This is a genomic window from Methyloversatilis sp. XJ19-49 (assembly GCF_024580145.1).
Lineage (GTDB): Bacteria > Pseudomonadota > Gammaproteobacteria > Burkholderiales > Rhodocyclaceae > Methyloversatilis.
Genome location: NZ_JANINI010000007.1, coordinates 42,021 through 66,391, shown reverse-complemented (window position 1 = coordinate 66,391; position 24,371 = coordinate 42,021). Strand labels below are relative to the sequence as shown.

26 protein-coding genes are annotated in these 24,371 nt (G+C 65.4%); 13 read left to right on the top strand and 13 right to left on the bottom strand.

Translation table 11 applies throughout. From position 1 onward, the window contains the following. The first annotated feature begins 11 nt into the window (after positions 1-11). Genes ccoO through NMQ16_RS09930 form a run of 6 tightly spaced genes read left to right on the top strand, consistent with a single transcriptional unit; the run spans position 12 to position 3,992 of the window. Positions 12-626 carry a cytochrome-c oxidase, cbb3-type subunit II gene (ccoO, locus tag NMQ16_RS09955; RefSeq protein WP_257080415.1) on the top strand — a complete coding sequence of 205 codons (615 nt, stop codon included), beginning with the start codon at positions 12-14 and terminating at the stop codon, positions 624-626. Positions 627-637: 11 nt separating this feature from the next. Then, complete coding sequence (locus tag NMQ16_RS09950) at positions 638-814, top strand: CcoQ/FixQ family Cbb3-type cytochrome c oxidase assembly chaperone (RefSeq protein ID WP_069039514.1); 177 nt, start codon at positions 638-640, stop codon at positions 812-814. Next, positions 811-1,749 (top strand): cytochrome-c oxidase, cbb3-type subunit III, encoded by a 939-nt coding sequence (gene ccoP / locus NMQ16_RS09945; RefSeq protein ID WP_257080414.1) that lies wholly within the window; start codon positions 811-813, stop codon positions 1,747-1,749. Before NMQ16_RS09950 ends, ccoP begins: the two co-directional genes overlap by 4 nt. Before the next feature lie 38 nt (positions 1,750-1,787). Beyond that, on the top strand, positions 1,788-3,197 hold the full coding sequence (gene ccoG / locus NMQ16_RS09940; RefSeq protein ID WP_257080630.1) for a cytochrome c oxidase accessory protein CcoG: 1,410 nt from the start codon (positions 1,788-1,790) through the stop codon (positions 3,195-3,197). Between the two features lie 2 nt (positions 3,198-3,199). Further along, positions 3,200-3,715: a FixH family protein gene (locus NMQ16_RS09935; protein ID WP_257080413.1), complete on the top strand. Its 516-nt coding sequence runs from the start codon at positions 3,200-3,202 to the stop codon at positions 3,713-3,715. After that, positions 3,708-3,992 (top strand): hypothetical protein, encoded by a 285-nt coding sequence (locus tag NMQ16_RS09930; protein ID WP_257080412.1) that lies wholly within the window; start codon positions 3,708-3,710, stop codon positions 3,990-3,992. Before NMQ16_RS09935 ends, NMQ16_RS09930 begins: the two co-directional genes overlap by 8 nt. Before the next feature lie 45 nt (positions 3,993-4,037). Here the strand turns inward: NMQ16_RS09930 and NMQ16_RS09925 are convergent, their stop codons facing one another. The 8 genes from NMQ16_RS09925 to NMQ16_RS09890 all read right to left on the bottom strand — a co-directional run bounded on the left by NMQ16_RS09925 (position 4,038) and on the right by NMQ16_RS09890 (position 11,657). Continuing rightward, positions 4,038-4,490 carry a universal stress protein gene (locus NMQ16_RS09925; RefSeq protein ID WP_257080411.1) on the bottom strand — a complete coding sequence of 151 codons (453 nt, stop codon included), beginning with the start codon at positions 4,488-4,490 and terminating at the stop codon, positions 4,038-4,040. A gap of 186 nt (positions 4,491-4,676) precedes the next feature. Next, positions 4,677-5,852: a fatty acid desaturase gene (locus tag NMQ16_RS09920; RefSeq protein ID WP_257080410.1), complete on the bottom strand. Its 1,176-nt coding sequence runs from the start codon at positions 5,850-5,852 to the stop codon at positions 4,677-4,679. 76 nt (positions 5,853-5,928) lie between these two features. Then, positions 5,929-7,245: a mechanosensitive ion channel family protein gene (locus NMQ16_RS09915; RefSeq protein WP_257080409.1), complete on the bottom strand. Its 1,317-nt coding sequence runs from the start codon at positions 7,243-7,245 to the stop codon at positions 5,929-5,931. Positions 7,246-7,250: 5 nt separating this feature from the next. Next, entirely contained in the window at positions 7,251-7,856 is a 606-nt protein-coding gene (locus NMQ16_RS09910) for a phospholipase D family protein (protein ID WP_257080408.1), read from the bottom strand. Next, positions 7,846-9,147 carry an RsmB/NOP family class I SAM-dependent RNA methyltransferase gene (locus NMQ16_RS09905; protein ID WP_257080407.1) on the bottom strand — a complete coding sequence of 434 codons (1,302 nt, stop codon included), beginning with the start codon at positions 9,145-9,147 and terminating at the stop codon, positions 7,846-7,848. The genes NMQ16_RS09910 and NMQ16_RS09905 overlap by 11 nt, the downstream gene beginning before the upstream one ends. Further along, positions 9,144-10,346, bottom strand: a complete 1,203-nt coding sequence (locus NMQ16_RS09900; protein WP_257080406.1) for a DUF3108 domain-containing protein — start codon at positions 10,344-10,346, stop codon at positions 9,144-9,146. Before NMQ16_RS09900 ends, NMQ16_RS09905 begins: the two co-directional genes overlap by 4 nt. Beyond that, complete coding sequence (purN, locus tag NMQ16_RS09895) at positions 10,339-10,980, bottom strand: phosphoribosylglycinamide formyltransferase (RefSeq protein ID WP_257080405.1); 642 nt, start codon at positions 10,978-10,980, stop codon at positions 10,339-10,341. The genes NMQ16_RS09900 and purN overlap by 8 nt, the downstream gene beginning before the upstream one ends. 59 nt (positions 10,981-11,039) lie before the next feature. Continuing rightward, positions 11,040-11,657: a hypothetical protein gene (locus NMQ16_RS09890; protein ID WP_257080404.1), complete on the bottom strand. Its 618-nt coding sequence runs from the start codon at positions 11,655-11,657 to the stop codon at positions 11,040-11,042. 211 nt (positions 11,658-11,868) lie between these two features. On the opposite strand from NMQ16_RS09890, the gene NMQ16_RS09885 reads away from it, so the two are divergent. Further along, complete coding sequence (locus NMQ16_RS09885) at positions 11,869-12,396, top strand: hypothetical protein (RefSeq protein WP_257080403.1); 528 nt, start codon at positions 11,869-11,871, stop codon at positions 12,394-12,396. Here the strand turns inward: NMQ16_RS09885 and NMQ16_RS09880 are convergent. Further along, positions 12,317-12,973, bottom strand: a complete 657-nt coding sequence (locus tag NMQ16_RS09880; RefSeq protein ID WP_257080402.1) for a DedA family protein — start codon at positions 12,971-12,973, stop codon at positions 12,317-12,319. The two genes, NMQ16_RS09885 and NMQ16_RS09880, sit on opposite strands and share 80 nt — an antisense overlap. Positions 12,974-13,062: 89 nt before the next feature. Here NMQ16_RS09880 and mutL point away from each other — a divergent pair, with 89 nt between their 5' ends. Then, the gene (gene mutL, locus NMQ16_RS09875) at positions 13,063-14,820 is read left to right on the top strand and encodes a DNA mismatch repair endonuclease MutL (protein WP_257080401.1); all 1,758 of its coding nucleotides are present in this window, start codon (positions 13,063-13,065) and stop codon (positions 14,818-14,820) included. A 2-nt stretch (positions 14,821-14,822) separates the two neighbouring features. Further along, the gene (miaA, locus tag NMQ16_RS09870) at positions 14,823-15,764 is read left to right on the top strand and encodes a tRNA (adenosine(37)-N6)-dimethylallyltransferase MiaA (RefSeq protein ID WP_373566772.1); all 942 of its coding nucleotides are present in this window, start codon (positions 14,823-14,825) and stop codon (positions 15,762-15,764) included. 117 nt (positions 15,765-15,881) lie between these two features. Here the strand turns inward: miaA and fnr are convergent, their stop codons facing one another. Further along, positions 15,882-16,616, bottom strand: a complete 735-nt coding sequence (gene fnr / locus NMQ16_RS09865) for a fumarate/nitrate reduction transcriptional regulator Fnr (RefSeq protein WP_257080400.1) — start codon at positions 16,614-16,616, stop codon at positions 15,882-15,884. 73 nt (positions 16,617-16,689) lie between these two features. Between fnr and hemN the strand changes: the two genes are divergently transcribed. The 4 genes from hemN to NMQ16_RS09845 all read left to right on the top strand — a co-directional run bounded on the left by hemN (position 16,690) and on the right by NMQ16_RS09845 (position 20,966). Then, positions 16,690-18,075: an oxygen-independent coproporphyrinogen III oxidase gene (hemN, locus tag NMQ16_RS09860; protein ID WP_257080399.1), complete on the top strand. Its 1,386-nt coding sequence runs from the start codon at positions 16,690-16,692 to the stop codon at positions 18,073-18,075. Positions 18,076-18,227: 152 nt separating this feature from the next. Continuing rightward, positions 18,228-18,953 carry a sulfite exporter TauE/SafE family protein gene (locus NMQ16_RS09855; RefSeq protein WP_257080398.1) on the top strand — a complete coding sequence of 242 codons (726 nt, stop codon included), beginning with the start codon at positions 18,228-18,230 and terminating at the stop codon, positions 18,951-18,953. 28 nt (positions 18,954-18,981) lie between these two features. Next, positions 18,982-19,407 carry a universal stress protein gene (locus NMQ16_RS09850; RefSeq protein ID WP_257080397.1) on the top strand — a complete coding sequence of 142 codons (426 nt, stop codon included), beginning with the start codon at positions 18,982-18,984 and terminating at the stop codon, positions 19,405-19,407. Positions 19,408-19,517: 110 nt separating this feature from the next. Further along, entirely contained in the window at positions 19,518-20,966 is a 1,449-nt protein-coding gene (locus tag NMQ16_RS09845; protein ID WP_257080396.1) for an HDOD domain-containing protein, read from the top strand. A 36-nt stretch (positions 20,967-21,002) separates the two neighbouring features. On the opposite strand, the gene NMQ16_RS09840 is transcribed toward NMQ16_RS09845, so the two are convergent. The 3 genes from NMQ16_RS09840 to NMQ16_RS09830 are packed head-to-tail and all read right to left on the bottom strand — an operon-like array spanning position 21,003 to position 24,362. Continuing rightward, positions 21,003-21,719, bottom strand: a complete 717-nt coding sequence (locus NMQ16_RS09840) for a PEP-CTERM sorting domain-containing protein (RefSeq protein ID WP_257080395.1) — start codon at positions 21,717-21,719, stop codon at positions 21,003-21,005. A gap of 45 nt (positions 21,720-21,764) precedes the next feature. Continuing rightward, a complete protein-coding gene (locus NMQ16_RS09835; RefSeq protein ID WP_257080394.1) occupies positions 21,765-23,159 on the bottom strand; it encodes an endonuclease/exonuclease/phosphatase family protein in 1,395 nt (464 codons plus the stop codon). Positions 23,160-23,186: 27 nt separating this feature from the next. Further along, a complete protein-coding gene (locus NMQ16_RS09830; protein WP_257080393.1) occupies positions 23,187-24,362 on the bottom strand; it encodes an esterase-like activity of phytase family protein in 1,176 nt (391 codons plus the stop codon). Between the last annotated feature and the right edge of the window lie 9 nt (positions 24,363-24,371).

Sequence of the window (24,371 nt, the reverse complement as noted above, 5' to 3'; positions counted from 1 at the left end):
GGAGAATCATCATGGCTGCATCCAAACACGAACTGATTGAACGCAACGTTGGACTGATGGCGATACTCACCGTGCTGGTGATCGCCGTCGGCGGTCTGGTCGAAATCGTGCCGCTGTTCTTCCAGCACTCGACGACCGAACCGGTCGAGGGCGTGAAGCCCTACGAGCCGCTGCAACTGGCCGGCCGCGACATCTACGTGCGGGAAGGTTGCTACAACTGCCACTCGCAGATGATCCGCCCGTTCCGCGCCGAGACCGAACGCTATGGCCACTATTCGGTAGCCGGCGAATTCGTCTATGACCGCCCGTTCCAGTGGGGCTCCAAGCGCACCGGTCCGGATCTGGCCCGCGTCGGCGGGCGCTACTCGGACGAGTGGCACCGCGTGCACCTGATCAACCCGCGCGACGTGGTGCCCGAGTCGAACATGCCGGCCTTCGCCTTCCTGGAGCGTCCGGTCAAGGCATCGACCATCGAGCAGCACATGCGCGCACTCACCCGCGTCGGTGTGCCTTACACCGAGGAACAGATGGCGGGAGCCGCCGAATCGCTGAAGGGCAAGACCGAAATGGAGGCGCTGATCGCCTACCTGCAGGGTCTGGGTACCGCGATCAAGCGCGTCAACTGAAGGATTTCATCATGGACTACGACATCAACACCCTGCGGGCGGCCGTGACGGTTGCCGGATTCGCCTGCTTCATCGTCATCGTCATCATGGCCTGGCGGCCGGGCGCACAGCGTGCCCATCACGAGGCGGCGATGCTGCCCTTCGCCGACGACGATCGCGTGCACCTGGATAGCGGAGAAACAAAGTGAGCGACTTCATCAGCGATTTCTGGAACGTCTATGTGGTGGTGCTCGTCATCGCCAGCCTGGTGTTCTGTGCCTTCATCATCCTGTCCAATCGCGGCGCGCGACCGACCGGCACGGTCGAGCTGCACGGTCACCAGTGGGACGAAACACTGGCCGAGTGGAACAACCCGCTGCCCCGCTGGTGGGTGTGGCTGTTCTGGATCACCATCGTCTTCGCCATCGTCTATCTGATCGCCTATCCGGGCCTGGGCCGTTTCGGCGGCAAGCTGGAATGGACCTCGGTCAATGCCTACCAGCGCGAAGTCAGCGTGGCCGACGCAAAAGTGGCGCCGCTGTTCGAGCGCTATTCGAAGATGGACGCCATGCAGGTGGCGGCCGACCCGGAGGCGCGCGCCATGGGCGAGCGCCTGTACCTGAACAACTGTGCGCAGTGTCATGGCACCGATGCGCGCGGTTCGCGCGGCTTCCCGAATCTGGTCGACAGCGACTGGCTTTACGGCGGCGATCCGGAAGCCATCAAGGCGACGCTGGTCAATGGCCGCAACGCGATGATGCCGGCTTTCTCGGCCGTGCTCGATTCGGAGGCGCAGCGTGACGTGGTGCATTACGTGCGTTCTCTGTCGGGCCTGACCGCCGACAATCTGCGTGTGCAGCGCGGCAAACCGGTGTTTGCCACCAACTGTGCAGCCTGCCACGGTGCCGAAGGGCGCGGCAATCAGGCCATGGGTGCGCCCAACCTGACCGACGGGATCTGGCTGTACGGCAGCACCGAAGCCATCGTCGCGCAGAGTGTCGCACGTGGCCGCAATGGCCACATGCCGGCGCACGGCGAATTGCTCGGCGAACACAAGATCCATCTGCTGACCGCCTATGTGTGGGGCTTGTCGAACAACACTGCCAAGGTCGCGACGACCGACAGCAGCAGTACGACTCAGTGATGGACCCGCGACCTGCTGCCGCGGGTCGGCCGGCACGGGTGATTCCGATCACCGAAGTGCCGGCTGACGAATCCGATCTGTATGCTGCTCGGAAGAAGATTCAGCCGCGCAGCATCAAGGGGCGCTTCAATTCGCTGCGCTGGGCCATGGTGTGGATCACCCAGCTGGTGTTCTACGGCCTGCCCTGGTTGCCGTGGAACGGTCGCCAGGCGGTGCTGTTCGATCTGGTGGAACGCAAGTTCTACATTTTCGGGCTGGTGCTGTGGCCACAGGACGTGGTGTACCTGACGCTGCTGCTGATCATCAGTGCGCTCGGGCTGTTCCTCGTCACCGCCGTGGCAGGGCGCGTGTGGTGCGGCTACGCCTGCCCGCAGTCGGTCTATACCGAAATCTTCATGTGGATAGAGCGTCACGTCGAAGGCGACCGATCGGCGCGGATGAAGCTGGATGCAGCGTCCATGAGCCTGTCGAAATTCGGCCGCCGGTTCGCCAAGCACGGCATCTGGGCCGCGCTGGCCTTGTGGACCGGTTTTACCTTCGTCGGCTTCTTCTCGCCGATCCAGGAATTGGCGGCCGAAGTCGGCAGCTTCGGACTGGGCCCGTGGGAAGGCTTCTGGATGCTGTTCTACGCCGCCTTCACATACCTGTTCGCCGGTCACATGCGCGAACAGGTCTGCAAGTACATGTGTCCGTACGCGCGCTTTCAGGGCGTCATGTTCGACCCGGACACGTTGATCGTCAGCTATGACGCGAACCGTGGCGAGCCGCGCGGCAACAAGAAGAAGGCGAAGGAGGGCCAGCCGGTCGGCGACTGCGTCGACTGCGACTGGTGCGTGCAGGTCTGTCCGACCGGCATCGACATTCGCAATGGCCTGCAGTACGAGTGCATCGGCTGCGCGCTGTGCATCGACGCCTGTGATCAGGTGATGGACAAGGTCGGACGCCCGCGCGGCCTCATCGCCTACTCGACCGAGCGCGCCCAGCTGGAGGGCAAGCCGGCGCATGAAGGCTGGAAGGAAGTGCTTGCGCACATCCTTCGGCCGCGCGTCATCCTGTATACCAGCCTGCTGCTGTTCATTGTGTCGGGCTTTGCGTGGGCACTGCTGACCCGCACACCGGTCAAGATGAACGTGATGCGCGACCGTGCCTCGCTGGCGCGTGAAGTCGAAGGCGGCAAGATCGAGAATGTGTACCAGTTGCGGGTGATGAACACGTCGGAATCGGCGCGTCGCTTCGTGCTCGAGGTCGAAGGCCTGCCGGGCGCTACCATCCCCGGACTGCGCGAGATCGAAGTCGAGGCGGCCGGATCGCGCGATGTGGGCCTGCGTGTGCAGGTCGATGCCGAGTCGCTGGCACCGGGTTCGCATACCGTGTATTTCAATCTGCAGGCGGTCGATGCACCCGACGTCCGGGTGCACGAAAAGTCGTCCTTCCTGCAACCGAGGTGACCATGTCAGACAATTCGATACTGCAGCTGCCCTGGTATCGCCACCGCTGGCCCTGGCTGCTGATGCTCGGTCCGGTCACCGTCATCGTGGCCGGCGTCATCACGACCTGGCTGGCGGCAACCGGCAATACCGCGCTGGTCGCAGATGACTATTACAAACAGGGCCTGACGATCAACCGCACGCTGGAACGCGAACGGCGCGCCGACGAACTCGGCGTCAAGGTGGCGATCACCGCGCTGCCGCAGGGCGAGGGTGGCGGTGACGGAACGATGCGGCTCGACATCCGCTTGTCGATGACCGATCCGGCGAAGCTGCCTGGTCGCTTGCGGATCTTTCTCGCGCACCCCACGCGCAGCGAGCTCGATCGCGAACTTTTGCTCGATGGCGTTGGCGGTCTCTACTCGGGTGTAGTGCAGGATCTTGCGCCGACCCACTGGAAGCTGGTGATCGAAGACGATGTGCGCGACTGGCGGCGTCAGGATTCGCTGCTGCTCGACGCGGAGAAGAGCCGTGGCTGAAGCGTTCAACGACGAAGATCCGCACGACACCCACCGTACGCCCGGGGGGGCAGCGCGATTGTTCGCGCTGGTGTCCTGGCCCTCTTTTCTGGTCGCTGCAGTCGCCGAACTGATGTTCTTCAGCGTCATCAATCCGCAGGAGCTTTACCTGTTCGGCGAGCCGGTCGGCTTTTCGCCGGTTGCGACCTACTCAATCGGCTTCTTCGGCTTCTGGGCAGTCACCGGCGCATCCAGCCTGATGACGGCCTGGTTGGCGGAAAAGCTGCCGGCACGCTGATCGCGTGCTGTATGGGGCGGGCGTCGCCGCCCGCCCCTGCTGCGCTCAGCGGTAGACAAGCACCGGTATCTTCGAATTCGACAGCACCTTCTGCGTGACACTGCCCAGCAGCAGGCTGGCCAGCCCGCGCCTGCTGTGCGACCCCATGAAGATCACGTCGGCCTTGCGCGACAGACCGACCTCGATGATCGCCTTGTGCGGCTCGTCCTGCGTCACCGCAATGCTGTCGACCGAGACACCGGCAGCTTCCGCCTCGGCGCGCGCCGATTGCAGGATGCGGTCGGCGTGCGTACGCATCGCATCCGTGAAGTCGTTCGGCGCGATCGGATCTATGCTTTCCTCGTCCGCTTCGCTGTGCAGCAGCGATACGGGGTAATCCTTCATCACGTACAGGAAGGTGACGTGACCCGACACATCTCTGGCAAAGCAGATGGCGTGCGTCACCGTAGCCTTTGAAAGGTCTGAACCATCGACCGGCACGAGTATGTGGCGAAACATCCTGTATGACTCCTCAGTATTGATTGACCGGCTGCCGCCATGGCATCCGGCCGGTTCGAACGCATGGCCTCTGCGGGCCATTGCGTTCCGTCGCACGCGCTGATCGGGTACCGGAACGCGGTACCACAAAGAAAAAGCCGGACGTGCAATCAAGCACCTCCGGCTTTCGCCCTCACGGAAAGTGCGTCAGACCGCGTAGGTCTTCAGGCGCCTCGAAAAGTCCTGCAGCTGCTTGATGCCGCTGGACTCTGCGCGAGCACACCAGTCCTGCAACTGCTTCAGCAGCTGTTCGCTCGACGCGGTGGAACGCGCCCACAGTGCAATCAGTTCCTGGCGCATCGTGTGCACCGTTTCCAGTCGGCTGCTGTGTGCCAGAACCGATGCCATTTCGGCGTCGTCGCTTGCCGGCTGCGCGTTTTCACCGCGGCTGAGCCAGCGCTTGAAGCGCTGATATCGGTCGCCGTCGGCAAGTGCCACATGCGACGTACGCAGCTTTTCAACTTCTTCGGCGTAGATCGAACGCAGCGACTTCATGTATCGGGTCATCACGTCGTAGCGATGCGTGATGATCGCTTCGAGCGTCTGGGTGTCCACCACGTCGCGGGCCTGGAATCGCGGCTGCGGAATGGTTTTCTTGGCCTTGGCAAGGCCCATGATTTCGAGGATGCGGATGTACATCCAGCCGATATCGAACTCGTACCACTTCGACGACAGCTTGGCTGATGTGGCGAAGGCGTGGTGATTGTTGTGCAGCTCCTCACCGCCGATCAGGATGCCCCACGGGGAGATATTGGTCGCCGCGTCGCTGCAGTCGTAATTGCGGTAGCCCCAGTAATGGCCGAGACCGTTCACGACGCCGGCCGCCCAGATCGGGATCCACGCCATCTGCACGGCCCAGATCGTCAGGCCGAGCGGGCCGAACAGGATCACGTTGGTGATCAGCATCAGGCGGATGCCCAGCCCGGAGTGCTTGCTGTACAGGTTGCGCTCGATCCAGTCGTCCGGTGTACCCTGGCCGTAGCGCGCCATGGTTTCCTTGTTCTTCGCTTCGAGGCGGTACAGCTCGGCACCTTCGGTCAGCACCTTCTTGATGCCCAGAACCACAGGGCTATGCGGATCTTCGGGCGTTTCGCACTTGGCGTGGTGCTTGCGGTGGATGGCCGCCCACTCCTTGGTCACCATGCCGGTCGTCATCCACAGCCAGAAGCGGAAGATGTGGCTGGGCAGCGGATGCATTTCGAGCGCGCGGTGCGCCTGATGGCGATGCAGGTAAATCGTGACGCCCGCGATCGTAAGGTGCGTAAACGCGAACGCGACAACGATGTAACCCCACCAGGGCAGATCAATCAAGCCATTTAACATTCAGGTCTTTCTCGGTAAAGCGAAGGTCAAGCTACGGATTCTACGCGAGCCGGGCCCGCGGTCAATTTGCGCCGCGTCAAGTGTTCGTGACATCGGCCGGCGGGGCCGAAGGGTTCCGGTCGCGCATGATCCTCAGTTCGCGTTGCGGGAACGGTATTTCAATACCCGCGGCACGGAAACGTTCGAGTATTTCGAGCTGGATGGCCGAGCGCAGTCCGAGCGCCCCCCCTTCCGGGTCGGCGATCCAGATGCCCAGCTCGAGGTTGATGCCCGAGTCGCCGAAGGAGTGGAGAAAGGCCGCCGGGGCGGGCGATTTCAACACCCGCTCCTGGGTCAGTGCGGCGTCCTGCAGGATGGCCAGAGCGGCCGGTACGTCGTCGCTGTAACTGACCTGTACCGCAATGCCGATGCGCACCTGCCGGTCCGACAGGCCTTCGTTCTGCACCACCGAACTGATCAGAAGTTCGTTCGGGATGATGGATTCGACCCCCGACAGGCTGCGCACAACCGTATAGCGCGTGGTGATCTGGGTGACCTGGCCCCGGTCGGCGCCGACCGAAATGAGGTCGCCGATGCGGATCGAGCGGTCGAGCAGCAGGATGAAGCCCGACACGTAGTTGGCCATGATCTTCTGCAGACCAAAGCCCAGACCCACGCCAAGCGCACCGCCGAACACCGACAGTGCGGTCAGGTCGATGCCGACCAGCGGCAGCGTGATGATCAGCCCAAGCAGCACCAGCGCGACCTTCGCCACCCGCGCCAGCACGATGCGCAGATTGCTGTCTATCGGCGCCCGCATCAGCTTGCGCTCGACCGATCCCGACAGCCAGACGGACGCGATCAGCGTCATCAGCACCCAGGCACCGCCCTGCAGCAGCGTCCACATCGTCAGCTTCTGCTTGCCCAGCGTGATCTGCTGGCTGTCCAGCCAGTCGATCACTTCGGGCAGGATGTCCAGCGCGTGCATCGCCCAGGCGGTCCAGATCGCCAGCACGATCAATACCTCGAAGGTGCTCAGCCAGCCGGCCGGCGCAAACACCTGGCGCAGCGCATACACGATGAGCCGGATGACGCCCATCGCCACCAGCATGGCGATCACCAGATGCATCAGTACCGGCGTCTGGTGCAGCAGGGCGAATGCGCCGCGCGCCAGCGCGAGCAGCAGAATGCCGGCAAGCGGGAACATCAGCCGCTGCAGGCCGGCCCGGCCCAGCCGTGCTGCGTTGCTCAATACTTCGTTGCCGTTGGCCAGCACTTCGGCACGCTGGCGCCCGATCATGTGACGCGCAAACAGACCAGCCAGTACGAGGCAGGCCGAGATGACGCCCAACTCCAGTCGCGTGCTGTCGAGCGCCAGCACCGCCATCAATGCGTCGAAAGACAGGTCGTTCATGTGGATCAGGGGGTTACTGCTTCACCGCGCAGGGTTTCCTGCACCGCATCTGCAAAACTGACCGACTGGGCGCGGTGGCGCTTCCAGTTCTGCATATATATAGCAGCGAGCGCACGCTGGCCGCTCAGCACCAGCACGTTCTCGGCATTCTTCGACTTGCCCGCCACGCTGAAATTGTAGGAGCCGGTCACCACCACCGGATCCTTGCCGTCCGGGTCGATGATCATCACCTTGCTGTGCGCCGCGCTGTAGGCACCATCCAGCCACAGTGGCACGCCGTGACCGGCGACCCGGGGCAGTGCGCTGTATTCGTCCTTCAGCACCTTTTCGCGGTCAGCGATCACTTCGACCTTGATGCCGCGCTCGTGCGCCGCGATCAGTGTCTTGGCGATGTGCCGGCTGGTCAGCATGTAGGCCTGCACATATACCGCCTGTTTCGCGCCGTCGATCTGGTCCATGACCAGCCGCTCGACGTCGTCCCACGGCGCGAAACCGACTTCGACCTTGCCTTCGGCCGGCAGCGCCGGGCCCGCCTGCACCGTACCGCCTGCCAGCAGGCCAGCGATCAGCAGGGCGGCAGCCATGAGGGGCGCACGCAGATCACGCTTCATCGACCGTCTCCGGGGTGGTGGCTGCGCTGTTCGGAGCGCGCCGCTCCATCACCGCGGCGTAGAAGCCGTCGGTGCCATGGATGTCGGGGCGCAGTTCGAGATCGATGCCGGTGTCCAGATCGATCCGGCCGGCGGCGAGGATTTCGTTTGCCGGCAGGCGCACGAAGTCCGGATGGCTGGCCAGGAAGGTGTCGATCACGCAGCGGTTTTCCGCGTCGAGCAGGCTGCAGGTCGCATAGACCAGACGGCCGCCCGGTTTCACCAGCCGCGCCGCGCCGGCCAGAATGGCGCCCTGCTTGACCACCAGTTCCTCGACCGCAGTCGGCGTCTGGCGCCACTTCAGGTCCGGATTGCGGCGCAGCGTGCCCAGACCGGAGCAGGGCGCATCGACCAGTACGCGGTCGATCTTGCCGGCCAGTCGCTTCACCTTGATGTCGTTCTCGCTGTCAATCAATACCGGATGGATGTTCGACAGACCGGAGCGCGCGACCCGCGGGCGCATCTTGATCAGCCGCTTTTCCGACACATCGAAGGCGTACAGCCGCCCGGTCGAACGCATCATCGCGCCCAGCGCCAGCGTCTTGCCACCGGCGCCGGCGCAGAAATCGACCACCATTTCGCCGCGCTTGGGCGCGAGCAGCAGCGCCAGCAGCTGACTGCCTTCGTCCTGCACCTCGATGATGCCCTTCTCGTACAGCGGATTCTTGGTCAGCGACGGACGCTCGCCCAGACGCAGCGCCCACGGCGAAAAGCGCCCGGGTGTAACGGTCAGACCGTTGTTGGTGAGCGTCGCGGTGACCGCTTCGATGTCGCTTTTCATCAGGTTGACGCGCAGGTCGAGCGGTGCCTGCGTGTTCAGCGCGCGCGCCAGCGACAGCAGCGATGCTTCGTCCATCTGCGTCAGCAGGCGCTCGATCACCCAGTCGGGCAGGTCGGTGCGTTCCCCCAGCGACAGTTCGGTGTCGGCGGTCGGCGCCAGCGTTTCCAGCCATTGCGCCTCGTTGCGCGAAATCAGCGGTGCGAGAAACTTGTGTCCGAGACCTTCGATGCGCGCCAGCGCGGTGATCAGCAGCTTGCGCGCACCGGCGTTCTCGCCCGCCACGGCGCGCAGCCAGCGCAGACGGCGCAGCACCAGGTAGGCATGCTCGGCGACGAAGGCGCGCTCGCGCGACTGCAGCGCCCGCTGATCGCGGAAGTGGGCCGACAGCACGCTGTCGGCGGTGTGTTCGAAACGCAGCATCCGGCTAAGGACGTCGGCGGTGCTGTCTATCAGTTTTTCGGTCGGTTTCATCGCAGGTAGGGGTTGGCGGGTTCTTCCGCCGGCTCGTATCGGGGTGGCGGATCGACCGGGTCGCCGAAGGGCGCAGTCGTTCCGGCGGCGGCAGTGCCGGCGCGCAGGCTCAGGTTTTCATACTCGATCAGGCGCACGCGCTGGTCGTACACATCGCCCTTGCGATCGGTGAAGCGGATCAGTACCGGCAGCCAGCGCAGATTCGGCGCCAGCCAGACTTCGATCTGGTTGTCTCCTGGCTGCGCGCGCGCCTGCAGCCGCTTGACCAGCTGGCGACCGATAGCGGTATCGAGGCTGCCCAGTTCCGGGTCGGCCACGAACCAGCGCGGTGTGTAGCGCTTGCCGGTCGCCAGCGTGAAATCGAAGTCGCCGCCGTATTGCGCGCGCCAGATGATCTCCAGCCACAGGCTCAACATGTCCTGCGCACCGGCCGACAGCGGATGCTCAGACTGCTTGGTGCCGGCGCGCAGCATAACCCGATTGCCGTCCCAGTCGAACACCACCTCTTCCTCGGTCGCCCTGCCCTGCGTCGCTCGCGACACATAGCGCAGCGGTTTCAGACCGTCGGTCGTCACTTCGCCGGTGCTGCGCTGTTCGACGCGCAGTGGCTTGAGCAGGCCGGCCAGGCCGGTCGTCTCGGTAATCTGATCCATCTCGTAGTCGCTGCCATCGTGCACCCAGTGATAGCGGGTTTCCCCGATCTCGAGCTCGCCGCGGAACACCGCGAACTCCAGTCTTGCTTCGCTGACCAGGGCACGCTGCGGTGTCAGGCTGGCCGTGTCGTCACGATCGGGCACTGCACCTTCGGCGATCGCCCGGTCCAGGAGTTCTCGATCGCCGATGGCGTCTTGGCTCTCGCCGTCATCCGTCACCGGATCGTCGCTCGGCGTGGGCTGCGGTGGCAGCTCGGGCTCAGGCTCGGGCAGCGCCACCGGCTCCGGCTTCGGGCTGCGCGGCCTTGGCGGGCGCTTGGGCGTCTGCACCGGCACAGGCGTGGCTTCGGCGACCGGTGGGGGCGTCGGCTCGGTTTTCGGTGACGGTGGGTCCGGCGGCGCAAGCAGCGCCGCGCGTATCGTGCGGCGCTCGTCCGGCAGGCGCTCGTGATCGAAGCTGCGCAGCCCGCCGGCCAGCAGAAGGTGCAGCAGCACCGAAACGGCCAGTGCGAAAAGCAGCCGGGATCGGTTCAGTGGTTCAGACATCCGCGCTCGGAACGCACAGCGTGGCGCTGTCCGGCGTGGTGTCGCCGCGCAGCACGGCGCGGCCTTCGTGCAGCGCGAGCCGGCCGTCGACGAACCAGCGCACCACCTGCGGGTAAAGCACATGCTCCTGCACCAGCACGCGTGCGGCCAGCGTGGTGTCGGTATCGCCCGCCAGCACCGGTACCGCCGCCTGGGCGATGATCGGTCCGCCGTCGAGTTCGCCGGTCACGAAATGCACCGTGACGCCGGCCACCCGGCAACCCGCCTCGATGGCGCGTCGGTGCGTGTGCAGCCCGGTGAAGGCCGGCAGCAGCGATGGGTGGATGTTGATCATGCGGCCGCGATAGTGCTCGACGAAGCCGGGCGTCAGGATGCGCATGAAGCCGGCGAGCACGACCAGATCCGGGGCATGGCGATCAATGCAGGTGGCAAGCGCAGCGTCGAAGGCGGTGCGGTCGGGATAGGCGGTGTGATCGACCACCTCGGTCGCGATGTTGCGGTCGCGCGCGTACGCTAGGCCGGCGGCGTCGGGCCGGTTGCTGATCACGGCGCGGATGTCCGCCGGCAGGCCGGCGTCGACGATGGAGCGCATATTGCTGCCGCGTCCGGAAATCAGGATGACGACGGATGTCATTCGGGGCTGTCGGTAGGAGGATTCAAGGGCGGATTATCACCGCCCGACGCGGCGCCTGCCTATCTGACCGGCAGGAACACCGCGGTCGCCAGCGACTGCAGGATGCGCGTGACCACGCGCCGGTTCTTGTCGGCCACGATCTGCGAACTCATGTCGAGCCAGCCGATCATCTTGCCCATTTCTCGCTCGAAGCTGAGGTTGCGCACGCCATCGGCCCCGATTTCGTTCGACAGCAGCAGCAAGTCGCCTGCGGCGTCGCGCGATTGCGCCAGCTTCCACGCCGAAATCTCGACATTGCGTGCGCAGTTCGACAGCGCCTGTGGATCGAGTTCATCCATGATGAACAGCTCGGTCCGGTCGGCCCACGCTGTCTGGATCATGCCGCCCATGCCGACGATCAGCGCTGCCACCCGGTCGCCTGCGAAATCGGCCGAAAAGGCCAGCCGCATCACTTCGATGTCGCGCTTGCCTTCGAACTCCGCCAGCTGCCAGCCGCGGTCGGCATTGAACAGTCTGGCCAGCGCTTCTTCCCGACTGTTCAGCCCGGCGCGCCGCCACTCGCGCGGGTTGCGGCGGTACAGCTTGTCGGCCAGCCGTTCCAGGCTGGCGAATATTTCCCGGTGATGCGCTTCGAGTACGCGGTCGATATCACTTTTAACAATCTGTTTAGGATGCATGGAATCAGCCGCTGGCGCGGGTTTCTGGCCGGTGCTGCCGCAGCCCGTGATCCAGTTGGCTATCGCGGCGCAACACAGCACGCGCACAATCGTTTTACAGGCTGTCATAGCACTCATGACCGACAGCGTACGACAACCCGGGCCCGGTTTGGGCGCGCGACGCACCCGCGGCGTGCGGACCAGCAAGTCCCAGAACCTCCGTACATCAACCATGAAAATGGAACAACTCGAGCGTGTGCGCGCTCCGGGCGTCAAGGCAGGCAGCCGTCGCTTCGGCCAGCTGCTGCGCACCCTGATGCGGGCCGACCACGGCGGCGTGCTGCTGTGCGGCGGGCGCGACGTCCAGTGCGATGCGCTGGCGATGGCGCTCGCCCGGTTGCGTGACCAGCCGCTGATGCGCGTTGAACTCGAGGCGGCCAACGACGAGCCGATCAGCGCCGAACAGTGGCGACCGTCGCTGCAGCAGGCGCGCCGCCAGGCTGCTCTGCTCTATCTTCATCTGGGGGATGGCGCCGAGGGCGCGTTCGGCCGGGTCGGCGGCGGAGTGGCCAGTCTGCGCGCCGAGCGTCTGCTGGCCGACGTGCAACGCGCCGGTGTGGTGGTCATCGTGGCGGGCGCCGAACGCTACAGTTTCGCGCTCGAAGCCTGCTGGCCGCGCATCAGACTGGATTTCCCGAAGCCGGCCCGAACTTCGCGCGCACCCATGCGACTGCCAGGGGTGCGAGCGATATCGCGATGATCGCCAGAATCACCAGCGTCAGGTTTTCCTTCACCCAGGGCAGATTGCCGAACCAGTAACCGGCCAGCGCCAGCGACACCACCCAGATGATGGCGCCCGTGATGTTGAACATCGCGAAGCGCGGGTAGCTCATCTGCGCCACACCGGCCACGAAGGGCGCAAAGGTGCGGATCAGCGGCATGAAGCGCGCGATGATGATGGTCTTGCCGCCGTGCTTCTCGTAGAACGCATGTGTGCGATCGAACGCCGTGCGATTGAAGAAACGCGAATTTTCCCACTTGAACACCCGCGGGCCGCACCAGGCGCCCACCGCGTAATTCACCGCGTCGCCCAGCACGGCTGCGATGATCAGCAGCACGATCAGCAGGCCGATGTGCATGCCGCCGGCCGCAGCGATCGCACCGGCGACGAACAGCAGCGAATCGCCGGGCAGGAAGGGCGTCACCACCAGACCGGTTTCACAGAACACGATGAGGAAAAGGATGGCGTAGACCCAGGCACCGTACTGTGCGACCAGCATGGCCAGATGCTTGTCCAGGTGCAGCATGATGTCGATGAAGGTGGTGAGCAGTTCCATGGTGCGTCGCGTTGAATTCGAGCCCGGATGATAGCGGATGCCTGTGACGGCCCGTAAAATCGACGCCCGCCCCTGTTCTGTGCCTGCGCATGCCTTCGATCCAGCTGCTGCCCGACCTCCTGATCAGCCAGATTGCCGCCGGCGAGGTGGTCGAGCGCCCCGCGTCGGTGCTGAAGGAATTGCTGGAAAACAGTCTCGACGCCGGCAGCCGCGACATCCGCGTGCAGCTTGAAGCCGGTGGGGTGAAGCGCCTGCGGGTGGCTGACGACGGCTGCGGCATGCCGCCGGAAGACCTGCCGCTGGCGCTGGCCCGGCATGCCACCTCCAAGATCGCCTCGCTCGACGATCTCGAAGCGGTGGCCACCATGGGTTTCCGCGGCGAGGCACTGGCGTCGATCGCCAGTGTGGCCCGGGTGGTCATCACCAGCCGGCAGACCGGTTCGCCGCACGCCTGGCGGATCGATGCCGGCAGCGCGCCGGAACCTGCCGCACTCGATGCCGGCACCGTGGTCGACGTCGCCGACCTCTATTACAACACTCCGGCCCGGCGCAAGTTCCTGCGCACCGAACAGACCGAGTACGGCCACTGCGACGACGTGTTCCGGCGCATCGCGCTGTCGGTGCCGCAGGTCGCCTTCCAGCTGCAGCACAACGGTCGCGTCACGCAGCGCCTGCCGGTGGCCGACATGGCAAGCCGCGTGCGTGCGCTGCTCGGCGACGAGTTCATGCAGCATGCGCGCCCGGTCGAGGCCGATGCCGGCACGCTCCGGATATCGGGCTTCGTCGCCCAGCCGGCGTTTTCGCGCGCCGGGCGCGACGCCCAGTACTGCTTCGTCAATGGCCGTTTCGTGCGCGACCGCCTGCTCGCGCACGCGCTGCGCGAGGCCTACGCCGACGTGCTGCACGGTGCGCGCCACCCGGCGTACGTCGTGTTCATCGAACTCGATCCGCGCGCGGTCGATGTGAACGTGCATCCGGCCAAGACCGAAGTGCGCTTTCGCGAGGCGCGCGGCATTCACCAGTTCGTGTTCCACGCGGTCGAGCGCGCACTGGCGCTGTCGACGCAGATGGCCGAGCAGGTCACTGCACATGCGGGCGGTGCGGATGCCTTCCAATCGCCGCCGTTGCAATCCGGCTGGCCGATGCAGCAGGGTCGGGGCGTCGAGCAACCGCTGGCGCGCTACTTCGATTTCGTTCGATCCGACGGTCTGGCCCACGCGCCGAATGCGGTGGCTGCGGGCCTGGCGGACCTGCCGACCGAGTCCGGTCCACCGCTCGGCTTTGCGCTCGCCCAGTTGCAGGGCGTGTATGTGCTGGCCCAGAACAGCGCCGGCCTGGTGCTGGTGGATATGCACGCGGCGCACGAACGCATCCTGTACGAACAGTTGAAGAAGGTGCTCGAGGGCGCGCCGGCCGTACAGCGGCTGCTGATTCCGGCCATGCTGTCGATGAGTGCGCGCGAGGTGGCGACCGCCTTCGAGTACGCCGACGTGCTCGAAAAGCTCGGCTTCGATATCGGCCAGGCCGGGCCGAACGAATTGATGGTGCGTGCCGTACCGGCGCTTCTGGCGCGCGCCGATACCGCCGCGCTGTTGCGCGCGCTGCTGGAAGAGTTGCGCGAGGCGCCAGCCAGCCAGGTGGTCGAGCGCCGGCGCAATGAACTGCTCGCGACGATGGCCTGCCATGGCGCGGTGCGTGCCAACCGTCTGCTGGCGCTGCCGGAAATGAACGCGCTGCTGCGCGACATGGAAGCCTGCGAGCGCGCCGACCAGTGCAATCACGGCCGCCCGACCTGGGTCCAGCTCACCATGGGCGAGCTGGACCGCCTGTTCATGCGCGGCCGCTGACCGTGCCCGCCGCCCCCACCGCACCCGTGTTGGTGCTGCTCGGTCCGACCGCCAGCGGCAAGACCGCGGCGGTCGCCCGCATTGCGCGCGCACTGCCGGTCGAACTGGTCAGCGTCGATTCGGCGCTGGTGTTCCGCGACATGGATATCGGCACCGCCAAGCCGACGCCGGAAGAGCGGACGCTGTGCCCGCACCATCTGATCGACATCGTGTCGCCGCAGGAGGCGTATTCGGCCGCGCGCTTTGCCGCCGACGCACGCACGCTGATCGCCGCCATCCAGGCGCGCGGCAACATTCCCCTGCTGGCCGGTGGCACCATGCTGTACATCAAGGCGCTGCGTGACGGCCTGTCCGACCTGCCGGAGGCCGACGCCGCCCTGCGGGCTGATATCGATTGCCGTGCCGCACAACAGGGCTGGCCGGCACTGCACGCCGAGTTGGCCGCGCGCGACCCGGACGCCGCCTTCCGTCTCAAGCCCAACGACGCGCAGCGCATCCAGCGCGCGCTGGAAATCGTCACGCTGACCGGCCGGCCGCTGGCCGAAAGCTACGCGCGGCGTGAAGTCGATGCGCCGCTGCCGCCGATGACCGTGCTGTCACTCGAACCTTCGGATCGCGCCTGGCTGCACCGGCGCATCGAGGCGCGCTTCGACGCGATGCTGGAGCAGGGGCTGGTGGACGAAGTGCGCAGGCTGCGCGACAAGTACGTGCTCGACGCCGGCCTGCCGTCGATGCGCTGCGTCGGCTACCGGCAGGTCTGGAACCACCTCGAAGGCGACATCGACGCCGCCGACATGCGCGACACCGGCATCTACGCCACCCGTCAGCTCGCCAAGCGCCAGATCACATGGCTGCGCTCGATGCAGATCGATCAGCGCATCGACTGCTGCCGCGCCGACGCTGCGGATGCGGTGCTGGAGACCTTCACCCGCGCATGCGGGTGAAGGTCTCCAGCACCGGAATGCATGGAATGAGGTTCAAGGTAAAAGGTGCAAGGAAACCCCGAAGAGCGTTGCACTCCGAACCTTGAACCTTGAACCTTGAACCTTGAACCTTGAACCTCAACACCGCGGGCTCATCGCCTTCTTCAGGTCGTCAAGCTTGTGGATGCGGATGTTCTTGTTGCTGACCGACAGCAGCCCTTCGTCCTGCAGGCGCGACAGGCCGCGGCTGACGGTTTCGAGCTTGAGGCCGAGGTAGGAGCCGATTTCCTCGCGCGTCATGCGCAGGTTGAATTCGGTCGCCGAATAGCCGCGCGACACAAAACGCTGCGACAGATTCACCAGGAAGGCGGCCAGGCGTTCTTCGGCGCGCATCGTGCCGAGCAGCATCATCACGCTCTGGTCGCGCACGATTTCGCGGCTCATCACCTTGTGGAAGTGATGCTGCAAGGTGTCGATTTCGCGCGACAGTTCCGACAGACGGTTGAACGGGATGACGCACACCTCGCTGTCTTCCAGCGCACGGGCGTCGCAGTTGTGCTGACCGGTGCCGATGCCGTCCAGTCCCATCAGCTCGCCCGCCATCTGGAAGCCGGTTACCTGCTCGCGGCCGTCTTCCGACACGACTTCGGTCTTGAAAAAACCGGTGCGGATGGCGAACAGCGACTGGAAGGGCTCGCCGGACAGGTAGAGAGGCATGCCGCGCGCCACCTTGCGGCGCGTGCCGACCAGTTCGTCGACACGTTCGATTTCCTGTTCCGACAGGCCGACCGGCATGCACAGCTCGCGCAGATTGCAAGCCGAACAGGCCACTTGAAGACCGTGTGACGTGATGGGTATCGGGACGCTGCTCATTATTGACGTTGATCAATGCGCGGTGGGGGGCGCGCTTGCATGATGGACGCACCGCAAAGTGTGCCAATAAATCATGAATGTCGCAAAAGAACTCGTGTTCGACCCGCAACTGATGCGGCGTTTTGATGTGCCCGGCCCGCGCTACACCTCTTATCCGACGGCCGATCGCTTCAACTTTTCGCACGACGCCCGGGCGCACGGGGCGCGGCTCGAGGCGCGCAATGCAGCGGCCGGGCCGCTGTCGATCTACATCCACATCCCGTTCTGCGACACGATCTGCTACTACTGCGCCTGCAACAAGATCATCACCAAGGACCACGCGCGTGCCGACAGCTACGTCGATATGCTGCTGCGTGAACTGGCGATGAAGGCAGCTCTGGTCAGGGGCAGTCGCGAGGTGGCGCAGCTCCACCTGGGCGGCGGCACACCCACCTTCCTGAACGACGCGCAGATGACCCGGCTGTTCGAAGGTCTGCGCAGCCACTTCCGCATCGCCGACTCGGCGCAGTGCTCGATCGAAATGGATCCGCGCGGCGTCAGTGCCGCCCGCATCGCGCATCTGGGTTCGCTCGGCTTCAACCGGATCAGCATCGGCGTACAGGACTTCGACCCCGTTGTGCAGCGCGCGGTGAACCGCGTGCAGAGCGTGGAAGAGACCGAAGTCGTGCTGCGTGCGGCGCGCGCCAATGGTTTCGTGTCATCCGGCGTCGACCTGATCTACGGTCTGCCGGGGCAGACGCTCGACAGTTTCGACGCCACATTGGCCACCCTGATACGGCTGGCGCCGGATCGCGTCGCCATCTATCACTATGCCCACCTGCCGAAGCAATTCATGCCGCAGCGGCGCATCGACGAAAGCATGCTGCCGGACGTCAGCGTGCGCCCGCAACTGCTGAAGCTGGCGATCGACCGCCTGCACGAAGCCGGCTATGTGCATGTCGGCATGGACCACTTCGCCCGCCCCGACGACGAACTCGCGCAGGCGCAACGCCACGGCCGGCTGCAGCGCAATTTCCAGGGCTATTCGACGCATGCCGGCTGTGACCTGATCGGGCTCGGCGTGTCGGCCATTTCCCGCGTCGGCGCAAGCTTCGCGCAGAACCACCGCACGCTTGAAAGCTGGGCCAAATCGATTGACGACGGTGAACTGCCGGTCATGCGCGGTCTGGACATGACGGCCGACGACAGTGTGCGCAGCGCCGTGATCGGCGCCCTGATGTGCCACTTCGAATTGTCGATCGAAGCGATAGAAAGCAGTTACGCAATCGATTTCAAGAAGTATTTCGCCCCGGAGCTGGCTGAACTGCAGGAGCTGGCCGATGCCGGCCTGCTGACCATCGAGCCGGACTGGATCGGCATTACGCCGCGCGGACGCCTGCTGGTGCGCGCCGTCTGCATGGTGTTCGACCGTTATCTGCGCCTCGATTCGGAAACAGTCCGCTACTCGAAGGTCGTCTAGCGTCTGTGTTCCCTTGATTCCTGGCCGCGCCTGCCCTGCGCATGCGGTGAGCAGCCTGGCCCCGGCGGATGCGTGCGCTGCGGCGCCTTGCATGCGCGCGGCGCGCGGCGCACGATCGCGCCAAGTCCCCGTTCAAAAGTGATTGATTACCCATGAGTCTCGGTCTTGCCGCGGTATTTCTGGTCGGCCTGCTCGGTGGCGTGCACTGCGCAGGCATGTGCGGCGGCATCGTGTCGGCGATATCCGCCGGCGTGCCGCAGGTCCGCAAGCCCGGCTGGCGCGCGCATTTGCCTGCTTTCTCGCTGCACCTTGCCTACAGCACCGGCCGTATCACGAGCTATGCGTTTGCCGGGGCGGTTGCCGGCGGCATCGGCGGCGTCGGCCTGCTGGCCGGCAGCGCGCTGCCGCTGCAGACGGTGCTGTATGTGCTGGCCAATCTGATGATGATCGCGCTCGGTCTGTACCTCACCGGCTACACACGGGTGCTCGCGCCCATCGAGGCGCTCGGCCGCCCTTTGTGGGCGCGCATCCAGCCTGTCGCCGGCCGTTTCCTGCCGGCGCGCACGCCAGCGCAGGCGCTGGGCGTCGGCCTGCTGTGGGGTTTTCTGCCGTGCGGCATGGTCTACAGCATGCTCGGGCTGGCCCTGCTGTCCGGCTCGCCGGCCAGCGGCGCGCTGATCATGCTGGCTTTCGGGCTGGGCACGCTGCCCAACCTGCTGCTGGCCGGCATGCTGCTGACCCGGCTGCGCGCACTCACCCGCAATCCGGCGCTGCGCCGGGTGGCCGGCCTGATGGTGCTGGGCTTCGGTCTGGTCGGGCTGGCGCGCGCGTCCACCCTCGGCGACGGGCTGTGGAACGGGCTCATCTGCCATACTTGAGTGTCCCTGCAACCAGACTGATTTCATCATGCGTATCCTGCTTGCCGTCGATGGTTCCGAACACGGCGTGCGCGCCACCACCGAAGTGCTGCGCCTGTCCGCCCATTTCACCAGCGTGCCCGAAATTCACCTGCTGTTCGTTCATGCGCCAGTGCCCAGCGGCCTGTTGCAGCAACATGTGAGCCGTGAAGCGCTGAACGACTACTACCGCGAAGAAGGCGAGGACGCGACCCGCATTGCGCTGGAAACACTGCGCAATGCCAAGGTCGAACCCATCCTGCACCTGCACGTCGGTCCGCCGGCGGAAACCATCGCCCGCTATGCCGAACAGCACGACTGCGAAATGATCGTCATGGGTCGGCGCGGTCACGGCGCACTCGCCAGCTTCGCGCTCGGCTCGATTGCCAGCGGTGTGCTGCATCACTCGAAACGGCCGGTGCTGCTGGTCCGGTAACTGTTGTCTGCCCGGCTGCGATCTGCGCCGGGCTTCAGCTTCGCTCAAGAAAGCACAGCTGCGCGCCGTTAGCCGGAAGAGTTCCCTACTTTTCCGCAATGGACACGCATATGAGCGCCACACCCGTTGCCACCGATCCACTCGAGGTCTGGGTGGACAAGCTGCGCAATCAGGACATGCCCATCTTCAGCGCGACGCTGGCCGCCATCGGCGAGGTCGCGGAGAACGACGCCAGTCCGACGTCGGCACTCGGCCGCATCATCCTGCGCGATGCCGGCATGACCGCGCGCGTGCTGCGCATGGCCAATTCCGTGTTCTTCCACGGTGAAGGCAGCCGTATCAACACCATTTCGCGCGCCATCGTGCTGCTCGGCTTCGACACCGTGCGCAACATCGCGATCTCTGTCGCGCTGATCGACGCTTTCCTGGCCGGTGGCGTACGCGACCGGGTCAGCGCCGAAATGGCGCGCTGCTTTCATGCGGCCGTCCATGCAAAGCATGCCGCCACGGTGCGCGGCGACGCCTCGCCGGAAGAAGTGTTCATCGCGACGCTGCTGTCGCGCATCGGCGAACTGGCCTTCTGGTGCTTCTCCGGGGAAGCGGGTCAGCAGCTTGATCGCGCACTGCGCAAGCCCGCTGCCGTACCGGAAAAGGTCGAAAGCGAGGTGCTTGGCTTCCGGCTGCGTTCGCTGACCCAGTTGCTGGCGCGCGAATGGACGCTGCCCGGGCTGGTGGCGAACGCCTGTGTGGACACCGCGCGGTCAGACAGCCGCGAAGCGCTGGTGATCGCCAGCTACCGGCTCGCCAGTGCTGCCGAAGCCGGATGGCAAAGCGAAAAGGCGCGTGAAGCCGTGCGCGACTACGCGAAACTGTTGCGGCAGGACGTGGCAGCCGTTGCGCCGGTGGTCGCCGCGCACGCGCGCGAAGCAGCCTGCCTGGCCGGCTTTTACGGTTGCGAAGAGGCCGCAGCGCGCATCCCGGTGCCGGCGCGTCCCGACGAGGAAGACGAAACCGGGGCGCCGGACATTCTGGCCGACCCGGATCCGGCGCTGCAGTTCGACATTTCGCGCCGCATGGTGGCGCTGATTGCCGCGCACTCGGCTTCCGGCGCGGTGCTCGACCTGGCGCTCGAAGGCGCCGGCCGCTCGCTGGGCGCCGACCGCGCCGTGCTCGCACTGGTCACCGCCAACCGCTCGCAGCTGACGGCCCGGGCCACGCATGGCCGCGGCGCGCAGCAACTGATGCGCCACTTCAATTTCCTGCTCGCCGGCGCTGCGCGCGATGCGCTGACCGAACTGGTCGATCACGGACGCGTCATCGACGTCGAGGCGTCACACGTGCCCGCCCCGGGATTGCCGTCCATCACGCGCCTGCGCTCCGCGTTGGGCCAGCGACACCAGGTGCTGGTGCCGATCAACGCGCACGGTCACGTCGTGGGCTTGCTGTACATCGATCGCGCTGCGGTGCGCCCGGCGATGCGTCCGGGCACGACGGAGGCCCTCGCGACCTTCGCCCAGCTGGCCGGCATCGCGCTGGAAGCGTCGTCGCGCAAGGCCTAGGGTCGGGCAGACCGGGCGGTGCCCGGTCCGGCCACTTCACATGCGGCGCCGCGTCATCGCAGCAATCAGGCCCAGGCCGGCCAGCAGCATCGCCCAGCCGTCGGCTTCCGGTACCGCAGTCACCTCGATGCTCAGCGTGGGGCCGGCATAGGTGTTGTTGTTGTAGCCGGCATAGGTTGCGGCGACGCCGCTGTCGCCCTCGACCAGCGCCAGCGTCACCCGCGAATCGGACAGGATGTCCGCTGCCAGAGCCTGCGCGCCCGCGTTGTTCGAGGCGCTGCGGTTGAACAGGCTGTAGGTTTCGAGTGTGCCGCTGGCGATCTCGGTGAAGGTGTAGCTCAGGATCTGCTGCGCATCCGCGAAATCGCCGGCAAACGGATACTGCAGCGGGCTCGGCGAGACGATGCTGATCGAATCGTTGCCGGTGAAATGGACGTCGACTGCGCCGTTGGCGGTGAAGGAGGCGTTCGACTGGGTCAGCGACAGGCTGATGCTGTCCACCACCCAGCCATCGACGCCGTATTGCGCGTCGAACTGCGATTTCAGCGAGGCGATATCGAAGCGCACCACGCCGTAGGAGGCGAAGCTGCCGAAGTCTGCGCCTTCGACGTTGAAGAAGTTGATGCCGCTGCCACCGGTACGCACGCCGCCCGGCTGCACGGTGGCGTTCTGGAAGGCTTCCACGTCTGCCGCGTGGGCGGACAGGGCGGCGACGGACAGGACGGCTGCGGTGAGCGTTTTGAGCATGTTCATGATCTGACCTCTCTGGTTCTGGATTGAAATCCGGGTAATGGGGTGTCAGCGACGACGGCGGGCGGCGGCGCCGATCAGACCCAGACCGGCCAGCAGCATTGCGTAGGTTTCGGGCTCCGGCACGACCGTCACATCGACCCACACCGCCTTGTGGTCCGAACTGGCCAGATTGGCGTACAGATTGGGGTCGCGGAAGGTGCCGACCAGATCGAACAGGTCGCCGGTGGTGTTCGGCACCGACGTGTCCGGATCGACCGGCCAGAAGATGCCGGCATCGGTCATTTCGAGGTTGGCCGAGGGCAGCACGTAATCGACGCGCAGATTGCCCGGTGCCGAATCGCTGAAGTCGGCGGTGTCGTACTGCGGGTCGCCGGCGTGCGACTGGTTGGCCGTGCCGTTGTTGCTCGGGTAGGTCGCCGCGGCGGTGCCGCCGGCCGACGCCGGGGTCAGCGTGGTATTCACCAGCGGGTCGCCCAGCAGCTGGTTGATAGCACCCTGATAGCTGTCGCCGTCGAACGGGTCGGCGTTGTAGTCGCCGGCGATGACGAATTTCGCGCCCGCAGCCAGGCCGCCTGTGCCGCCCTGATCGTCGTAGATGTAGCCGGCGCCATTGACGTAGTCGGACCAGAATCGGATTTCGTCGTGGTTGCGCTTGCCGTTGCGGTCTTCCGCGCCGTCGAAGGTCGGCGGCGTCGGATGGGCGGTCAGGAAATGCACGTCCTGACCGTTGATGCGCACCGTCACGTCGACATGGTTCTTCGACGACAGGCGCAGCGCGTCGATCTCGGCCGGCGAGTAGAAATCGGCGAGTTTGTTGGCAGTCGGGTCATTGGTCAGCAGATTGCCCGGCATGTCCTTCCACAGGAAGTTCTGGAAGCTGCGCACGCCGACGATTTCGTACTTCGAGTAGATCGTGAAGCCGAACTGGCCGCCGTAGTTGCCGAAGCCGAATGCATCGTCGCCGCCGCTGACCACGCCGTTGTTGTTCAGGTCGAAGCCGGACGCCAGCCCGGTATTGGTGTTGGGCGTGTAGCGGTATGCGTAATCGATGCCGCTGGTTGCGCCGCGCACCGCATTGCCCTGACCGACCGACAGGAAGTTCTGCTGGAACAGGCGTGCGCCTTCGCTCGAATAACCGAGGCCCATCGGCACGCTGCTGGCAGTTGGCATGCCATTGAGGTCGAAGTCGAATTCGTTCACAAGCAGTACGTCAGCCTGAACGCGCTGTGCAATTTCGGCCACGTTGCGCGCCTGCTGGATGCGGTTGGCGACGCTGGCTGTGACGCCGACTGCGCCCGGGTTGGCGAGATCGGACAGCAGCTGGCCGGCGGCGTCGCGGTTCAGCGACGCGTTGAAGGTTGCGAAACGGACGGTTTCCGCCTGCGCGGCGCCGGCCGTGGCCAGCAGTGCAAGGGCGATCGGGGTGAGGGCGTATTTCATGTCGTAAACTCCTTTATGGGTGGCGTCTCAACGACGGCGCATGCGCAGCGTCAGCGTCATCAGGCCGAGGCCGGCGAGAAACTGCACGATGCGGGTGGGTTCGGGCACGGCTGACACTTCGAGCGCGATGAACTGCGTGACCTGGGTGCCGCTGAAGTTGTTGTCGGCCGCCAGCACCAGCGTGCGGTTGCCATTGGCCAGCGTGTGGCCCCAGCTGATCGCCTCGATGTTGTCGAGCGTGATGCCTTCGAAGGTGATCGGCATTTCGAGCAGCAGCTCGCGGCGCATCGGCGTGTAGGTCGCGCCGGCCAGACTGTCAAAGCTGCTGACGTCGGTCGTGTCCGGCATGATTTCGGCCAATGTGAGACGGATGGTGTTGCCCACGCCGAAGGCGAATGCGCGTTCCACCGCGATGAACTGCGTGTCGGAAATTGCCAGCAGTTCCGGCAGGCCGTTGTCCGGGCCGAACGGCGCGCCGGGCACGGCATCGACCGGAATCGGCGGCAGTGCGTATACATATTGCGCACCGGCCACGCCGCTGACCGGATCAAGCGCGGTCACGCGTACCACGCTGCCGTTGCTGATCGATGTGAGCGGGCCGTCCTGTACCAGCGCGTCTTCATTGGCGGTCCAGATCGTGCCGCCGGGCGCCACCGTCAGCGCCTCGAACAGCTTGTTGCTGCGACCGCCGGTGGTGGCGTTGTCGACGTAGTTGAACATCGCCGGCGTCGCGAACTCGCGCACGAAGACGCCCGAGGTCGTCATTTCGCGCACGAAGGGCTGGTAGCGGCTGGCCGCGTTGCTGTTCCAGTTGCCTTCCGACGACCAGTACAGATTGCCGTTCGGCGCCACGCGGATGCCTTCCGGATCGACCGTGCGCGCGTTCGACGGGAAGGTCGAGCCGTCCGGCCGCTGCATGAAGGTCTGGCTGTTCACGGTGACGCCGTTGAAGCCGGCAGCGTCGTAATCGAGCGACAGGTTGTAGAAGCGCGGCGTGCCGCGCTCGCCGCCGCGGTCATCCGAAATCGCCCAGTAGCGGCCGTCGGCGGCGCGGTCGAGCCCGGAAATGCCGCCGAACTCGACGTCTTCGAACAGCGTGCCGGTCGCGATGCGCTGCTCGCCGATGACGCGCAGCGAGAAATCGGCCGCCGGCGCGTGGCCGGCAAAGGTGGCGAGCAGGGCCACCAGCAAGGTCTTTTTCATTTCGTTGTC

Excerpts from the sequence above, each read along its gene's own strand:
- ccoO (WP_257080415.1), top strand. The coding sequence starts at position 12 with ATGGCTGCATCCAAACACGAACTGATTGAACGCAACGTTGGACTGATG.
- NMQ16_RS09950 (WP_069039514.1), top strand. The coding sequence starts at position 638 with ATGGACTACGACATCAACACCCTGCGGGCGGCCGTGACGGTTGCCGGA.
- NMQ16_RS09935 (WP_257080413.1), top strand. The coding sequence starts at position 3,200 with ATGTCAGACAATTCGATACTGCAGCTGCCCTGGTATCGCCACCGCTGG.
- NMQ16_RS09925 (WP_257080411.1), bottom strand. The coding sequence starts at position 4,490 with ATGTTTCGCCACATACTCGTGCCGGTCGATGGTTCAGACCTTTCAAAG.
- NMQ16_RS09920 (WP_257080410.1), bottom strand. The coding sequence starts at position 5,852 with ATGTTAAATGGCTTGATTGATCTGCCCTGGTGGGGTTACATCGTTGTC.
- NMQ16_RS09915 (WP_257080409.1), bottom strand. The coding sequence starts at position 7,245 with ATGAACGACCTGTCTTTCGACGCATTGATGGCGGTGCTGGCGCTCGAC.
- NMQ16_RS09910 (WP_257080408.1), bottom strand. The coding sequence starts at position 7,856 with ATGAAGCGTGATCTGCGTGCGCCCCTCATGGCTGCCGCCCTGCTGATC.
- NMQ16_RS09905 (WP_257080407.1), bottom strand. The coding sequence starts at position 9,147 with ATGAAACCGACCGAAAAACTGATAGACAGCACCGCCGACGTCCTTAGC.
- NMQ16_RS09900 (WP_257080406.1), bottom strand. The coding sequence starts at position 10,346 with ATGTCTGAACCACTGAACCGATCCCGGCTGCTTTTCGCACTGGCCGTT.
- purN (WP_257080405.1), bottom strand. The coding sequence starts at position 10,980 with ATGACATCCGTCGTCATCCTGATTTCCGGACGCGGCAGCAATATGCGC.
- NMQ16_RS09890 (WP_257080404.1), bottom strand. The coding sequence starts at position 11,657 with ATGCATCCTAAACAGATTGTTAAAAGTGATATCGACCGCGTACTCGAA.
- NMQ16_RS09885 (WP_257080403.1), top strand. The coding sequence starts at position 11,869 with ATGAAAATGGAACAACTCGAGCGTGTGCGCGCTCCGGGCGTCAAGGCA.
- NMQ16_RS09880 (WP_257080402.1), bottom strand. The coding sequence starts at position 12,973 with ATGGAACTGCTCACCACCTTCATCGACATCATGCTGCACCTGGACAAG.
- mutL (WP_257080401.1), top strand. The coding sequence starts at position 13,063 with ATGCCTTCGATCCAGCTGCTGCCCGACCTCCTGATCAGCCAGATTGCC.
- fnr (WP_257080400.1), bottom strand. The coding sequence starts at position 16,616 with ATGAGCAGCGTCCCGATACCCATCACGTCACACGGTCTTCAAGTGGCC.
- hemN (WP_257080399.1), top strand. The coding sequence starts at position 16,690 with ATGAATGTCGCAAAAGAACTCGTGTTCGACCCGCAACTGATGCGGCGT.
- NMQ16_RS09855 (WP_257080398.1), top strand. The coding sequence starts at position 18,228 with ATGAGTCTCGGTCTTGCCGCGGTATTTCTGGTCGGCCTGCTCGGTGGC.
- NMQ16_RS09850 (WP_257080397.1), top strand. The coding sequence starts at position 18,982 with ATGCGTATCCTGCTTGCCGTCGATGGTTCCGAACACGGCGTGCGCGCC.
- NMQ16_RS09845 (WP_257080396.1), top strand. The coding sequence starts at position 19,518 with ATGAGCGCCACACCCGTTGCCACCGATCCACTCGAGGTCTGGGTGGAC.
- NMQ16_RS09840 (WP_257080395.1), bottom strand. The coding sequence starts at position 21,719 with ATGAACATGCTCAAAACGCTCACCGCAGCCGTCCTGTCCGTCGCCGCC.
- NMQ16_RS09835 (WP_257080394.1), bottom strand. The coding sequence starts at position 23,159 with ATGAAATACGCCCTCACCCCGATCGCCCTTGCACTGCTGGCCACGGCC.
- NMQ16_RS09830 (WP_257080393.1), bottom strand. The coding sequence starts at position 24,362 with ATGAAAAAGACCTTGCTGGTGGCCCTGCTCGCCACCTTTGCCGGCCAC.